Genomic DNA, 14,298 nt, shown 5'->3' on the forward strand with positions numbered 1-14,298 from the left:
GCGGTGGCCAGGCCCCAGCCGGTCTCGCCGCCCGCCGAGTCGGTGCGGCGGATGGCCACCGGCACCAGGTCGGGCTGGATGTTGTTGTCGGCGTAGGCCTTGGCGGCCTTCTCCTGGCTGCGGACGGCGTACTCGTCGCAGCGCTCCTTGGTCAGGTGCGGGAACCGGTCGTGCAGGTTCTCCGCCGTCATGCCCATGAACAGGGCGGACTCGTCGACCAGCTTCTCGGAGAGGAAGCGCGGGTTGGGGTCGACGCCCTCACCCATGGGGTGACGGCCCATGTGCTCGACGCCGCCGGCGAGGGCGATGTCGTAGGCGCCGAAGGCGATGCCACCGGCCACGGACGTCACGGCGGTCATCGCGCCGGCGCACATGCGGTCGATGGAGTAGCCCGGGACGGTCTTGGGCAGGCCCGCCAGCAGCGCGGCCGAGCGGCCCAGGGTCAGGCCCTGGTCGCCGATCTGGGTGGTGGCGGCGATCGCGACCTCGTCCACGAGGGCCGGGTCCAGGTTCGGGTTCCGGCGCATGAGCTCCCGGATCGCCTTGATCACCAGGTCGTCGGCGCGGGTCTCGGCGTAGATGCCCTTGGGGCCGGCCTTGCCGAAGGGGGTGCGGACGCCGTCGACGAAGACGACGTCCCTCGCGGTACGAGGCACGGTGGCTCTCCTCCCAAGCGCCCGTTCGCAGCGGGCACGGTGTGGTCACAGGGGAACGGAGCAGCCGACGGCAGCAGAAGCGCGCGACTGCGGCTCACGACTGCGACGTCCCGAGAGTGATGCTACCCGCCGGTAACCAACGCGCCAAGGAGGGGAAGGATGAGCCGTGGGTCACTCTCCGGCGTCACTCCACGGCGGCGGTGCTCGCAGAGACGCCGTTCGGGCTCACCCGCGCGGTGACGAAGGCCCGGGCGATCACCGGGGAGACCTGCTGCACCTGCCACGGACGCGCGCCGAGTGCGGCGAGTGCGTCCGCGACCGACGCGTCGGTGACCCGGGAGGGCGGCGTCCAGGCGACGCGTCGCACCAGCTCGGGCGTGACCAGGTTCTCCTGCGGCAGGTGGAGGCGCTCCGCGAGCGTGGTCACGGCGGCGCGGGCGGCGGAGAGCCGGGCGGCGGCGAGGGGGTCCTTGTCGGCCCAGGCGCGGGGCGGCGGCGGTCCTTCGTGCGCGGCGGTGGCCGGCGGCAGCTGCAGCTCCGGCAGCGCGCGGGCGACCTCGATCGCGGCTATCCACTGGTCCAGCGCACGGCGGTGCATGCGCGGTCCGAAGCCCGGCACGGCCTGCAGCCCGGCGACGGAGGACGGCATCGCCAGCGCGGCCGCCACGATCGCGGCGTCGGAGAGCACCCGCCCCGGGGAGACGTCGCGCTCGCGCGCCAGCCGGTCCCGCACCTGCCACAACTCCCGTACGGCCGCGAGCTGGCGACGCCGACGGATCTTGTGCACGCCCGACGTCCGCCGCCAGGGGTCCACCCGCGGCGCGGGCGGGGGAGCGGCGACGATGGCGGCGAACTCCTGCTGCCCCCACTCGAGCTTGCCCTGATCGCTCAACTCCTGCTCCAGCGCGTTGCGCAGCTCGACCAGCACCTCCACGTCGAGCGCCGCGTAGCGCAGCCACGGCTCCGGCAGCGGACGCGTCGACCAGTCGACGGCGGAGTGGCCCTTCTCCAGGCTCAGCCCGAGCACGTTCTCCACCATCGGCCCGAGGCCCACGCGCGGGAAGCCCGCGAGGCGTCCGGCCAGCTCGGTGTCGAAGAGGTGGGTCGGCCGCATGCCGAGTTCGGAGAGGCAGGGGAGATCCTGGTTGGCCGCGTGCAGCACCCACTCGGTGTCGGCGAGCACGGCTCCCAACGCGGAGAGGTCCGGACAGGCGACCGGGTCGATCAGCGTGCTGCCGGAGCCCTCCCGGCGCAGCTGCACGAGATACGCCCGCTGCCCGTACCGGTACCCGGAGGCCCGCTCGGCGTCGATCGCCACCGGCCCGTGCCCGTGGGCGAACCGCCGGACGACCGCGTCGAGCGCGTCGGCGTCCGCGACGACGGGCGGAATCCCCTCGCTGGGCTCAAGCAGAGGCACCGCGTGGACCGCCTGCCCGGGGGCATCGCTGCTTGCTTGGTCGATGGCGTCTTCACGGGCGTCGGTCACGAACAAAGACTACGCCCGCAGCCGGTGGATGCTCTTCCGGTGCGCCGACCGGTTGCACCGTCAGGGGCGCGACGAACTGCGCGACAAGCCACCGGCCGCGACGGAGCCCAGAGCGAGCAGGGCCATCCGCACATCGTTGGTTTCTCGCGCAGTTCCCCGCGCCCCTGAGGAGGTGCGACCGGAGGTCCGCCGAAACGTTCCCTCCGGGGAGGGGCGGGATCAGTGGATGATGCCCGTCCGCAGCGCCACCGCGACCATGCCCGCGCGGTCGCCCGTGCCGAGCTTGCGGGCGATGCGGGCCAGGTGGGACTTCACGGTGAGGGCGGAGAGGCCCATGGCGACGCCGATCGCCTTGTTGGACTGGCCCTCCGCGACGAGGCGCAGGACCTCGACCTCGCGGCCGGAGAGCTCCCGGTACGCCTGCGGCGCCGGCTGGCCCTGGACCGAGCCGGAGGCCGGAACCCCGCCGGCGCCGGGCGGCAGCTGCATGCCGGGGCGGCGCAGGTGGGACGCCGAGCCGGGCAGGCCCGGGCGCAGCGCGGGGACGCCGTTCATGCCGGGGCGCTGCGGGACGCCGTTGCCGACGCGGGTGCCGGTCACGACGTAGCCCTTGACCCCGCTGGCGAGCGCGCTGCGGACCGCGCCGATGTCGTCGGCTGCGGAGAGCGCGAGGCCGTTGGGCCAGCCCGCGGCGCGGGTCTCGGCCAGGATGGCGAGGCCGGAGCCGTCGGGGAGGTGGACGTCGGCGACACAGATGTCACGGGGGGTGCCGACCCGTGGCCGGGCCTCGGCGAGAGAGGAGGCCTCGATCACGTCGCGCACGCCGAGGGCCCAGAGATGCCGGGTGACCGTGGAGCGAACGCGCGGGTCCGCGATGACCACCATGGCGGTGGGCTTCGTCGGACGGTAGGCGACCAGGTTTGCGGGGTGCTCAAGGAGAACGGACACCAGGCCTCCTGTGGTGAGGTGCCGGGAAGAGGGTCACTGTCTGCTTCGGCACCATCGGTGCCCGGCTTTAGCGAATGATCACGATTGAGTGAGGGGCAAATCGGGCAGTTCGGATGTTTTGTTCAGCCTGATTGAGCCTAAGTCACCCGAAAGTGATCAAAAGCGGTCGACACGCCGAACATGTGGCCCAAATGTCCGAAATCGGATACCCCAGCGTACGCCGAAGCTGACGAACCTTCACCTGATCGGCGTGAGGAACGTGAGAAGAGCGGAGCTCCGGCTCAGGCCCCGCCGCGCGGCTGGCGACGCGTCGGCATCGGCACGACGCTGCTCACCTGCGAGGGCGCGGCCGGTGACGGTGCGCCCGGAGCGGGCAGCGGCAGCGGTGACGGCGGCAGGCCCGCGCACTGGCACAGCAGCTCGCCCCACGCACGCAGGTGCGCGCCCAGGTCGAGCGAGCCGTCACCGCGCGGGACGGGCGTCCAGGACGCACGGATCTCGATCTCGGTGCTGGAGGGACGGTCCGCGATCGCTCCGAAGTACTGCGAGTACGCGCGCGATACCGTGCCGCTGGGCTCGGTGTAGGCGCAGCCGAACTGGTCCAGCGCGTCCGTCAGCCAGGACCAGCCGACCTCCGCGAGCAGCGGGTCGTCTGCGATCTCGCGCTCCAGCTCCGCCTGCGTCAGCGAGACCAGCCGGAACTCGCCCCGCCAGGCCTCGTGCCCGGCGGGGTCGTGCAGCAGCACCAGCCGGCCGTCGGCCAGCTCCTCGCCGTCGGACTCGACGGTCGCGGTCAGCGCGTAGGCGTAGGGCGCGAGACGGCGCGGGGCGGGGGTGTTCCCGAGCGTGATCTCGGACCGCATCCGGGTGCCGAGCAGATCGGTGACGGCCGCACGGAACGCCTCGGGAACGGACTGCTCCCCCGACGCCCCGTCACCGAACCCGGAACCGCCCTCGTACCTCGGCTTTCCGCCGCTCACCCCAGCCATGCCGGAAGACTATGCGCCCGGCCCGTCCGCGCAGCGCAGACACCACGGAAGACGCCCGCTTCGAGCGTGCGAAGATTTCAGGGTGACCCAGAGCGAGAGCGGCCCGATCGGCCAGAGCAGCCCCACGTACGACTCCGCGTTCATGCGCGCCTGCCGTGGGGAGGAGGTTCCGCACACCCCCGTCTGGTTCATGCGCCAGGCGGGCCGTTCGCTGCCGGAGTTCCGCAAGGTCCGCGAGGGCATCGCGATGCTGGACTCCTGCATGATGCCGGAGCTGGTCAAGGAGATCACCCTGCAGCCGGTCCGCCGGCACGGCGTGGACGCGGCGGTCTACTACAGCGACATTGTGGTGCCGCTCAAGGCCATCGGCGTCGACCTCGACATCAAGCCCGGCGTCGGCCCCGTCATCGCCCACCCCGTGCGCACCCGCGAGGACCTCGCGCAGCTGCGTCCGCTGGAGCCCTCCGACGTCCCCTACGTCACCGAGGCCGTCGGCCTGCTCGTCGCCGAGCTCGGCAGCACCCCGTTGATCGGCTTCGCCGGCGCGCCGTACACGCTGGCCAGCTACCTCGTCGAGGGCGGCCCGTCGCGCACGTACGAGAACACCAAGGCCATCATGTACGGCGACCCGGAGCTCTGGGCCGAGCTGGTCGACCGCCTCGCGGTCATCACGGCGGGCTTCCTCAAGGTGCAGATCGAGGCGGGGGCCTCGGCCGTGCAGCTCTTCGACTCCTGGGCGGGCGGGCTGGTGCCGGACGACTACCGGCGCTCGGTGATGCCGGCCTCGCAGAAGGTCTTCGCGGAGGTCGCGTCGTACGGCGTCCCGCGGGTCCACTTCGGCGTGGGCACCGGCGAGCTGCTGGGCCTCATGGGCGAGGCGGGCGCGGACGTGGTCGGCGTGGACTGGCGCGTCCCGCTGGAGGAGGCGTCCCGCCGGGTCGCCCCCGGCAAGGCGCTCCAGGGCAACCTGGACCCGACGGTCCTGTTCGCCCCCGAGTTCGCGGTCCGCGCGAAGACGGACGAGGTCCTCGCCTCGGCGAAGGCCTCCGGCCGCGGCCACATCTTCAACCTCGGCCACGGCGTCCACCCGACCACGAACCCGGACGCCCTCACCCGCCTCACGGCCTACGTCCACGAGCAGACGGCGAAGTAGCCGTTGGCTCCCGGGCACGGTTGCACTGTCCAGGGGCGCGGGGCTCTGCACGATCAACTGTGTGCACGACAAGCCACCCGGTGTGGTGAGTCGCCGAAAGCGCAGGGCCGCCCGCACAGGGTGGTTGCTCGCGCGCGCAGCTGATCGAGTAGAGCCTTGCGCCCCTGGGGTCGGTGGTCACTCCTCGTCCGCCTCCGGCTTTCCCTTCCGGCGGCGGGAGAAGCGGTAGGTGCCGTAGCCCAGCAGGGCGAACAGCACCAGGAACGGCAGGCCGGCCGAGATCGCGACCAGCAGGCCGCGGCCGACCAGGTACAGGCCGTGCCAGCCCGCGCCCAGCGCGTGCCCTGCCGCGCCCCACGCGCCCGAGGGCTTCGGCTTCGCCGAAGGATGCGGGGTCGCGGTCTGGAAGAGCTCGACCGTCACGGTCGACATCGCGACCTGGCTCTGCAGTGACGCGACCTGGGACTCCAGCGAGTTGAGATCGGACTCCCGCTGGGTCACCGCCTGTTCCAGGGTGAGCAGGTCGTTCAGCGAACCGGCCTGCTTCATCAGCGCGTCGAGCCGTTCGAGGCTCGCCTTCTCGCTGGTGATGCGGGCGTCGAGGTCCACCACCTGTTCGGTGACGTCCTGGCTGGCGCGCTCGCGGGCCAGCACCGCGCCGAGCGAGGACAGCTGGGTGAAGACCGCGTCGTAGGACGCGGACGGGACGCGCAACTCCAGGACCGCCGCCTCGCCCGACGCGTCGGACGGCGGAGCGAGTGGTGTGGGCTGCACTGTCCCGGAGTCAGAGCCCGAGCCCGAGTCCGAGGCCACGCCGCCGTACCACGGCATGGTCGTGGCGTCTCCGACCTGCTCGGAGTCGATGTAACCGCCGACCGACCGGACCAGCGTCTGCGCCTGCTGCACCGCCGCGTCGACGTGCGCGGACCGCAGCTGGATCTCCCCGCTGTAGATCACCGACCGGTTCGACGCCGCCGCGCCCGTCGCCCCCGGCGACGGCGCGGAGGACGGTGCGCCGCCTGCCGTACCGCTCTTCGGCTGGGCCTGTGACCCGCCTGCCCCCGATCCCGCCGCACCAGCGGCGGCACGCGGCGCACCCGCCGCACTGCTGTTGCTGCCGCTCGACGCCGAGCATCCGGCGAGCGCCAAGCCCGCCGCCAGGATGCCCGCGGCGACGGATGTCGCCGGCCGACGTCTGTGGTCCCTCGTTCGCATGTGTCCGCTCCCCTCGTCACTCACTCGCGCATTGGATGCCCGGAGCGGGGCGTGGGTTCCCGACGTGGTGTCAACAAGGCCATAACGAAAGGGTTGAGACCCGGCTGCGGTCGGCGGCCCCGACCGGGTGTGCGAGAGTGAGGGACATGCACAGCACGACGCCCGTCCCCTCCGGCGGCACGACCGGTCGACTCCCGCACGTCCTGGTGATCGGCGGCGGGATCGCCGGCCTCGCGGCCGCCGCGCGGCTGCGCGGGATCGTCGACGGGACGGAGCGGGCGCGCGTGACGCTGCTGGAGGCCTCGCCGCGCTTCGGCGGCAAGCTGCTCCAGGGGGAGGTCGGCGGGGTCGGCGTGGACCTCGGTGCGGAGTCGATGCTGGCCCGGCGCCCGGAGGCGATCACGCTGGCGCGGGCGGTCGGCCTCGGCGAGGCGCTGCAGCCGCCGACCACCGCGAAGGCGTCGATCTGGACCCGCGGCGAGCTGCGCCCGATGCCCACCGGGCACCTGATGGGCGTCCCCGGCGACCTCGACGCGCTCGCGGCCACCGGGGTGCTCTCGCCCGAGGGCCTCGCCCGGGCCGCCGAGGACGAGACGCTGCCGCGCACCGAGATCGGAGAGGACATCGGCGTCGGGGAGTATGTGGCCGCGCGGTTGGGTCGCGAGGTCGTGGACCGCCTGGTCGAGCCGCTGCTCGGCGGCGTCTACGCCGGTCACGCCGACGCGATCTCGCTGAGCGCGGCCGTGCCGCAGCTGCTCGCCATCGCGCAGCGCGAGCGGTCCGCGATCAAGGGCGTCCACGCGGCGCTCGCGGCCGCCGCGAAGAACCCCGATCCCGCGCCCGTCTTCACCGGCGTCGACGGAGGCATCGGCCGCCTGCCGGGCGCGGTCGCGGACGCCTGTCGCGCCGCTGGGGCCGAGCTGCGCACCGACACCCCCGTCGCCGCGCTGCGGCGCACCGCGGACGGCTGGACCGTGGTGACCGAGACCGGCCCGTCGTCCGGCGGGCAGACGCTGACCGCCGACGCCGTGGTGCTGGCCGTTCCCGCGCCGGTCGCCGCGCGGCTGCTGGCCGAGCTCGCTCCCGGCGCGGCCGCCGAGCTGGGCCGGATCGAGTACGCGGGCATGGCCCTGGTCACCCTCGCCTACCACCGGGCCGACCTGGGCCCGCTGCCCGGCAGCGGCTTCCTGGTCCCGCCCGTCGACGGCCGCGCGATCAAGGCGTCCACCTTCTCCAGCAACAAGTGGGGCTGGCTCGACAAGGCCGCGCCCGACCGCTTCGTGCTGCGCACCTCGCTCGGACGCCAGGGCGAGGAGGCGGTGCTGGACCTCGACGACGCCGAGCTGGTGGCCCGCTCCCGCGCGGACCTGCGCGAGGCGGCCGGCATCACCGCCACCCCGTACGCGCACGCGGTGACCCGCTGGCGCGCCGGCCTGCCGCAGTACCCCGTCGGACACCCCCAGCGGGTCGCCCGGATCGAGGCGGCCGCCGCCACGCTGCCGGGCCTCGCGCTGTGCGGCGCTGCCTACCACGGCGTCGGCATCCCCGCCTGCATCGCGGACGGCTGGCGTGCGGCGGCCGCGGTGACGGAGGACCTGGTGTCCGGAGCAGAGTGAGCAAGGGAGACAATGAGCCCATGAGTGACGAGCACACCGATAAGGCGAAGCCGAAGGCTCGCGAGCTGAACGACGTCATCCGCTACACCCTGTGGTCGGTCTTCCGTCTCAAGGACGTGCTGCCGGACGACCGCGCCGCGATGGCCACCGAGGTCGAGGAGCTGTTCGCGCAGCTCGCCGAGAAGGACGTCACCGTGCGCGGCACCTACGACGTCTCCGGCCTGCGCGCCGACGCCGACCTGATGATCTGGTGGCACTCCGGCGACAGCGACAACCTGCAGGAGGCGTACAACCGCTTCCGCCGCACGGAGCTCGGGCGCCGCATGGAGCCGGTCTGGTCGAACATGGCCCTGCACCGCCCCGCCGAGTTCAACAAGTCGCACATCCCCGCGTTCCTCGCGGACGAGACGCCGCGCGGCTACATCTGCGTCTACCCGTTCGTGCGCTCGTACGACTGGTACCTGCTGGAGGACGCCGAGCGCCGAGAGATGCTGGCCGAGCACGGCAAGATGGCCCGCGGCTACCCCGATGTCCGCGCCAACACCGTCGCGTCCTTCGCGCTGGGCGACTACGAGTGGCTCCTCGCCTTCGAGGCGGACGAGCTGTACCGCATCGTCGACCTGATGCGCCACCTGCGCGCGAGCCGTGCCCGCCTGCACGTCCGCGAGGAGGTCCCGTTCTACACGGGCCGCCGTCGGCCGGTCGGCGAGCTCATCGCCTGCCTGGCCTGAGAGACCTGCCTGGCCCGAGACGTCCCGCCTGAGAGGTCGGGGCTGTGACGTCGGGTCCGAGGCATGCGAGACACCGGGGCTCGGAGGACCGCGTCAGCGGCCCTCCGAGCCCCGGTGCTTGGGTGAGCGGGTGGTCAACGCCGCCCGGAGCCGCGGGTCGTGGAGCGCCGAGGGCCCGCGCAGGATGACCGCGAGGAGCGGGTCCGCCGCCCGGCGCAGCCGACGGCGGCCCGGGCGGAGCGCGCGCAGCAGGTCCTGGCCCGCGGGCGCGGCCCACGGCGTGATCGGGTGGAACTCGGCGCGGGCCATCAGCAGCGTTCCGCCGCTCAGGAGCACCGGCAGCACGAACCAGGCCGCGGGCAGGAGCAGGCCCTCGTGCGCGCCGGTGAGCAGGTTGCGCGCGCCCAGCACGGCCACCGCCGTGACCAGCAGCGCCACCGAGGCGACCAGCGCGAACCGCACCCCGGCGACCGCTTCGGCCAGCGCCGCGCGTGCGCCGGGAGGAACCGCGAGGCCGCCGTCGGCCAGCGACCGGGCGAGCGCGGCGACCGCGGGGCCGGTGGCGACCTGGCCGCGGACCTCGTCGGTCCGGCGCTGGCCCTCGGGGCCGAGCGCGGCGAGGACCTCCGACTCCAGCGCGCTGTCCGGGTTCGGGCGGGCCACCGAGGTCCAGCCGGTGTGGGCGAGGTGGAGCAGGCCGCGCCCCGTCATGTCGATGAGGGTCACGTCGACGACCCGGTGCGGGCCGCCTGCCAGGTACGCCGCCTCCACCGGCACCGGCCCGCGCGACGCGGACGGCTCAGGCGGCGTGCTCGGCGCCGATGCGTCGGGCGGGAGCACCTCCGGGCCGAGGCCCGGGAGCGGGTCGCTCGCCGCGGCCAGGCGGCACAGGCGGAGCGACGACAGGGCCGCGAGCAGCACCGCGGGCACCAGGAACAGGTACGGCATGGTCGCCAACCAACCCGAGCGCCGTCGGTTGCTCAAGATGCGCAGGTCGACGGATACGCAACCGTGACCCGGCGTCACTGCGCCGACGCGCCGCCACGAGCTGCGCGATCCCGGCCAGCGCGGCCAGGGCGACGAAGCCGGCGAGCGGCGGAAGCCCCGCCGTGGGCGCCGACGGACCCGTCAGGGACGCGGTCGCGCCCATCGTGGCGTCGGACCACCGGAAGGTGGCGACCGCCGCCAGCAGCAGGGTCAGCAGCAGGGAGCCGCCGAGCAGCCGCCGGGCGGCGAGGAAGACTCGCGCGCCGCACCTGGATCGGGAGCTGGTCCACAGGAGCAGCGCGGCCGCCGGAACGACGATGACCGCCGCGGCGACGAAGAGTGGATCGAGGCTCATCCGGACACCTCCTCCAAAGAGGGAAGGAGCCAGGTCCCCCGCACCTGGCTCCATGGGGAGAGCATGTCGGCTGGGCCGTTCACCGGGAAGAGCCGGACCCGATTCTCAGAGGTAAATTTGAGCTTTCCTCAGCTCGGCGGAATGTGCCCGGTGCCGAACTCCTCCGGCCCCGAACTGGTTCGATGCAGGTGACGGCCCGCTACCGTCATCCGGTGCAGCAGCTCATGGGCCTCGGCGGGGGAGAGCAGCCGCTCGCGGACGGCCGCCGCGACGAGATCGTAGGTCTCCAGCGTGGTGATGCCGCGGCGGCGGGCGTAGCGCGCGGCGTCGCGGTCGTCGGAGATCCAGACGGAGCGGCGGAACCCCGGCGCCCTGGTGATCAGCGCGAGCGTCTCGGCCTCGCCGAGGTGCTGGGTGGGGCGACGCCGGTCGCCGCCGAAGACGGCCCGGCGCAGGCGTTCCACCTCGGCGCGGACGTCCACGTCCGTGATCTCGATCGGCTCGCCCAGTGAGCCGCGGTCCACCAGGCCGGTCAACGGCGGCAGTCGACGAGCGGAGAGCCTCGCCTCCCGGGCGACCGCCTCGGACCAGCGGCCTCGCCCGTCGAGCACCTTCTCCAGCAGCGGCAGCCGGTCGACGGCCGCGAAGTTGCAGAGCACCGTGTTGTCGGGGAACCACCACTGGGTCCGGCCGGTCATGGCTGGTAGATCAACTCCCCCTCGTCGGCACGGGGTTCCGAGGGGTTCGGTCCGGTCTCCGAGGCGGCCAGCCGGCCCTCCAGCTCTCGGGGCTCCATGCCGAGGAGCGCTGCGAGCGGACGCAGCGTCGTCTCGCCCGCCTCGAAGGCGGACCACAGGCCGTCGGCGAGGCGCGCCGGCGGGCGCTCCGCGGCCGCGAGTGCGGCCTCGCGCAGGTAGGCGTCCATGGCGCCGGCGGCCAGATGGCACTCGGCGGTGGTGCGGCGTCGCAGCCGGGCGTGCTCGGCGGCGTCGACCAGGCCGAGGCGGCGCAGCCGCGCGGCGAGGGCGCTGGGCGAGACCCGGAACCTGACCACGAGCTCGGCGAAGTCGAGTACGGCGGCGGCCGCGCGGACCTCCGGCCCGGGCATGAGCAGTGCGGCGGCGAAGGCGTTGGCGCGCACCTCGTCCGGTTCGGCCTGGCGGCCGGGCGCGACGGGGGACTCGGCCAGCGGCTCGGCAGCGTCCCCGGCGAGCAGGTGGCCGAGCTCGTGGGCGAGGGTGAACCGCTGCCTGGTCCAGCGCTCGTCGCGGCGGGCCAGCGCGAGCCGGAAGCCGTCCTCCTGCCAAGCGAACCCGTCGACGGCGGCCGGGAGCTCGGTCACCGCGAAGTCCACGCCGAAGGCGTGCTCGAGGACCGAGAGCAGGTCGCCGGTGGGCAGCAGCGCGGCCTCCGCGCCCGCCGCCGCGGGGACGCGGGCGTGCGCCTCGGCTGCGAGAGACTCGCCCTGCTCGTCGGGGCCGCCGCGGGACAGCGTCGGCAGCTCGGGCAACGCGGGCGCGCGGCCCAGTAGTTCGAGCACGTCGTAGGCCGCGGTGAAACGCTCGGCGCTTTCGGTGAGGCTCCGGCCGTGCGCGACGGCGTCGCCGCGCGCGGCGACGCCGGCCGGGGCGTGCTGTCGGCCGGTGAGCAGCCAGTCGACGCTGACCTCGGCCGTCTCGGCGATGAGCGCGAGGTCGAGCGAGCTGAAGCGCCGGACGCCGCCGAGTGACTTGGAGAGCTTGTCGGGCGTGATTCCCGCGCGCGCGGCGAAGGCGGCCTGGCTCATACCGGCCGCCCGGATCACCTCGCGTACCCGCCCGGAGACGGATTCGTCCATGACCCCACGGTACGGCCGTGTTGCGAGAATCGCAACGCTGCTACGGTTCAGCCGACGGGCCCGCGGACGGGCCCATGACCGAAGGGGGAGGCGGCCATGAGCACGCCCGGGTATCAGCAGGTGCAGGTCTCCGAGATCGCGCGCGGCCGCCTCGACGGCTCGCGGCAGGGGCGTCCCTGCTTCACCTCCGACCTGTCGGTCAACGAGTTCGTGCTGGTCACCGAGTCGGGCTTCGAGCCGCTCGGCATGGTGATGGGCACCAGCGTCTACCACGTCGGCGTCCAGAACGGGAACTGGAAGGTCAGCCAGGAGCTCGGCATCCTCACCCAGGCCATGTACAACGTGCGCGAACTGGCCATGGCCCGCATGGAGGCGGAGGCCGCGCAGCTCGGCGCGGACGGCGTCATCGGCGTGTCGCTGCGCCCGATGAACTACGGATTCCTGTCCGACGTCGTCGAGTTCATCGCGGTCGGCACCGCGGTCAAGGCCACCGACGGCGCCAACTACCGCGCCCCGAACGGCAAGCCGTTCACCACCAGCCTCTCCGGTCAGGACTTCTGGACGCTCTGGGAGCACGGCTGGCTGCCCCGCCGGCTCGTGCTCGGCAACTGCGTCTACCACGTGGCCCACCAGACCCTGCGGCAGACCCTCGCCCAGATCGGCCAGAACGCGGAGATGCCGCAGTTCACCCAGGCCCTCTACGACGCCCGCGAGCTGGCGATGGCGCGCATGCAGTACGAGGGCCAGCAGCTGGGCGCGGACGGCATCGTCGGCACCTTCGTCGACGACTTCCGCTACTGGGGCGAGCACGGCGTCGAGTTCTTCGCGGTCGGCACGGCGGTCAGCAAGGTCCGCCCGGACGCCAACCCGATCAAGCCGACGATGACCATGCCGCTCAACGGCTGATCCGCGACTGATCTGCGCTGCGACTGAGCCGCTGCTGACCTGCGCGGACGGCCCCGGGGAGCGGCGGGCGTGGGCCCGCCCTCCCGGAGGCGCGGGGGCGTCCGTCGCCCCGGCCACGCCCGGGTGGCCGGGCTGTGGGAACCCTGTGAACGCTTGGTTCCGTATCTGGAGAATCGGACAGATGCGTGGGTATGGTCGCCCGGCAGTGTTCCCCACGCGAAGAGACAGTCGTGACCAGCACCCTCCTGGACCAACCGACCGCCCCTGCCGCACCCAAGGCCACACCACGGCCTGGTACAGCACGTCCCCGCCTCGCCGTTCTGGACGGACTACGGCTTCTCGCCGCGCTCGCCGTGCTCTCCTGGCACTGGATGGGCGTCCAGCACTGGCCGGCGATATGGCACGGGAAGACCGGCCGGCTGATGCCGGTGGGCTCCGCGATCGGCGCCTACGGCTGGCTCGGGGTCGAACTCTTCTTCCTGATCAGCGGCTTCGTCATCTGCATGACATGCTGGGGCCGCACCGTCGGCGAGTTCGTGACCTCACGCGTGACCCGCCTGTTCCCGGCCTTCTGGGTCGCCGTGCTGCTGACCTCGGCCGTGCTGTACCTCGCCCCGCAGCGCTGGGGCGTCGACGCACACAAGCCGACGCTGGTACGGGTGCTGACCAACCTGACGATGATGCCGTCCCCGGTCGGGCAGTCCAACATCGACCAGGTCTACTGGACCCTCTGGATAGAGCTCTGCTTCTACGTGCTCTTCGGCGTCGTCACCGCCTTCGGCCTGACCTACCGCCGGGTGCTCGCCTTCTGCGGGATCTGGGGCTTCGCCTCGATCATGGCGATCGCCTCGAACTTCTCGCTGCTGAGCAATCTCGTGCAGGCCGACTACTCCTGGTACTTCATCGCCGGGATCGCGTTCTTCCTGATCCACAGGTTCGGTCCGAACCTGCTGCTCTTCGGCATGGTCGGGTTCTGCTGGCTGATGTCCCTGGACCGGATCCAGTCGATGGTCCAGACGAACCAGGGCGGCGCGGAGCGGCCGCTGTCCTGGCGGGTCGCCGCCGTGGTGATCACCCTGTCCTTCGTGCTGGTCGGGGCCATAGCAATGGGGGCGATGAACGGGGTGCGGTGGCGCTGGCTCACCGTGGCCGGCTCCCTCACCTACCCGCTCTACCTGGTCCACCAGGAGATCGGCTTCGAGATCATCAACCGGCTCAGCACCTACCTGCCGCCCTACGCGACGGTGGCCGCCTCGCTCTCGGTCATGCTGGTGACGGCCTGGCTGCTGCACCGGCTGGTGGAGCGCCCGCTCGGCCCGTTGCTCAAGCGCGGCATGGCGCACTCCTTCGACCAGGTCCGCTCGAACGGCCGGCTCTCCGCTCGCTCGTGAGCCCGCCCGTGCGCACGACGGCCCCGGG

The 14,298-nt window shown here is 73.0% G+C and carries 13 protein-coding genes; 5 read left to right on the forward strand and 8 right to left on the reverse strand.

The features are described 5' to 3' along the window. The 4 genes from TR49_RS00505 to TR49_RS00520 form a co-directional block, all read right to left on the reverse strand. Positions 1-656, reverse strand: a 656-nt coding sequence (locus TR49_RS00505; RefSeq protein WP_042376263.1) for a thiolase family protein, incomplete at its 3' end; no start/stop codon positions are given. A gap of 184 nt (positions 657-840) precedes the next feature. Further along, a complete protein-coding gene (locus tag TR49_RS00510) occupies positions 841-2,142 on the reverse strand; it encodes an HRDC domain-containing protein (protein ID WP_439654061.1) in 1,302 nt (433 codons plus the stop codon). Positions 2,143-2,361: 219 nt separating this feature from the next. Continuing rightward, the gene (locus tag TR49_RS00515; protein WP_042375930.1) at positions 2,362-3,090 is read right to left on the reverse strand and encodes a response regulator transcription factor; all 729 of its coding nucleotides are present in this window, start codon (positions 3,088-3,090) and stop codon (positions 2,362-2,364) included. A 281-nt stretch (positions 3,091-3,371) separates the two neighbouring features. After that, positions 3,372-4,079, reverse strand: a complete 708-nt coding sequence (locus tag TR49_RS00520) for a DUF3000 domain-containing protein (protein ID WP_052433819.1) — start codon at positions 4,077-4,079, stop codon at positions 3,372-3,374. A 142-nt stretch (positions 4,080-4,221) separates the two neighbouring features. Here TR49_RS00520 and hemE point away from each other — a divergent pair, with 142 nt between their 5' ends. Then, positions 4,222-5,232, forward strand: coding sequence for a uroporphyrinogen decarboxylase (gene hemE, locus TR49_RS00525; protein WP_236653172.1), 1,011 nt, complete (start codon positions 4,222-4,224; stop codon positions 5,230-5,232). A 177-nt stretch (positions 5,233-5,409) separates the two neighbouring features. On the opposite strand, the gene TR49_RS00530 is transcribed toward hemE, so the two are convergent. After that, entirely contained in the window at positions 5,410-6,447 is a 1,038-nt protein-coding gene (locus tag TR49_RS00530; RefSeq protein ID WP_084724421.1) for a DUF4349 domain-containing protein, read from the reverse strand. 146 nt (positions 6,448-6,593) lie between these two features. Here TR49_RS00530 and hemG point away from each other — a divergent pair, with 146 nt between their 5' ends. Together hemG and hemQ are read left to right on the forward strand one after the other, a co-directional pair. Further along, complete coding sequence (hemG, locus tag TR49_RS00535) at positions 6,594-8,063, forward strand: protoporphyrinogen oxidase (RefSeq protein ID WP_042375936.1); 1,470 nt, start codon at positions 6,594-6,596, stop codon at positions 8,061-8,063. A gap of 20 nt (positions 8,064-8,083) precedes the next feature. After that, entirely contained in the window at positions 8,084-8,794 is a 711-nt protein-coding gene (gene hemQ, locus TR49_RS00540; protein ID WP_042375937.1) for a hydrogen peroxide-dependent heme synthase, read from the forward strand. A gap of 93 nt (positions 8,795-8,887) precedes the next feature. Here hemQ and TR49_RS00545 read toward each other — a convergent pair whose 3' ends face one another. The 3 genes from TR49_RS00545 to TR49_RS00555 form a co-directional block, all read right to left on the reverse strand. Next, on the reverse strand, positions 8,888-9,742 hold the full coding sequence (locus TR49_RS00545) for a TIGR04222 domain-containing membrane protein (protein ID WP_042375939.1): 855 nt from the start codon (positions 9,740-9,742) through the stop codon (positions 8,888-8,890). Positions 9,743-10,264: 522 nt separating this feature from the next. Beyond that, positions 10,265-10,834 (reverse strand): PIN domain-containing protein, encoded by a 570-nt coding sequence (locus TR49_RS00550; protein ID WP_042375940.1) that lies wholly within the window; start codon positions 10,832-10,834, stop codon positions 10,265-10,267. Then, positions 10,831-11,973: a helix-turn-helix domain-containing protein gene (locus TR49_RS00555; RefSeq protein ID WP_042375941.1), complete on the reverse strand. Its 1,143-nt coding sequence runs from the start codon at positions 11,971-11,973 to the stop codon at positions 10,831-10,833. Before TR49_RS00555 ends, TR49_RS00550 begins: the two co-directional genes overlap by 4 nt. A gap of 96 nt (positions 11,974-12,069) precedes the next feature. Between TR49_RS00555 and TR49_RS00560 the strand changes: the two genes are divergently transcribed. Both TR49_RS00560 and TR49_RS00565 read left to right on the forward strand, forming a co-directional pair. Then, positions 12,070-12,879: a heavy metal-binding domain-containing protein gene (locus tag TR49_RS00560; protein WP_084724422.1), complete on the forward strand. Its 810-nt coding sequence runs from the start codon at positions 12,070-12,072 to the stop codon at positions 12,877-12,879. Positions 12,880-13,109: 230 nt separating this feature from the next. Further along, the gene (locus TR49_RS00565; protein WP_042375943.1) at positions 13,110-14,270 is read left to right on the forward strand and encodes an acyltransferase family protein; all 1,161 of its coding nucleotides are present in this window, start codon (positions 13,110-13,112) and stop codon (positions 14,268-14,270) included. Positions 14,271-14,298 lie beyond the last annotated feature (28 nt).

It is taken from the genome of Streptacidiphilus melanogenes, from assembly GCF_000787835.1.
Lineage (GTDB): Bacteria > Actinomycetota > Actinomycetes > Streptomycetales > Streptomycetaceae > Streptacidiphilus > Streptacidiphilus melanogenes.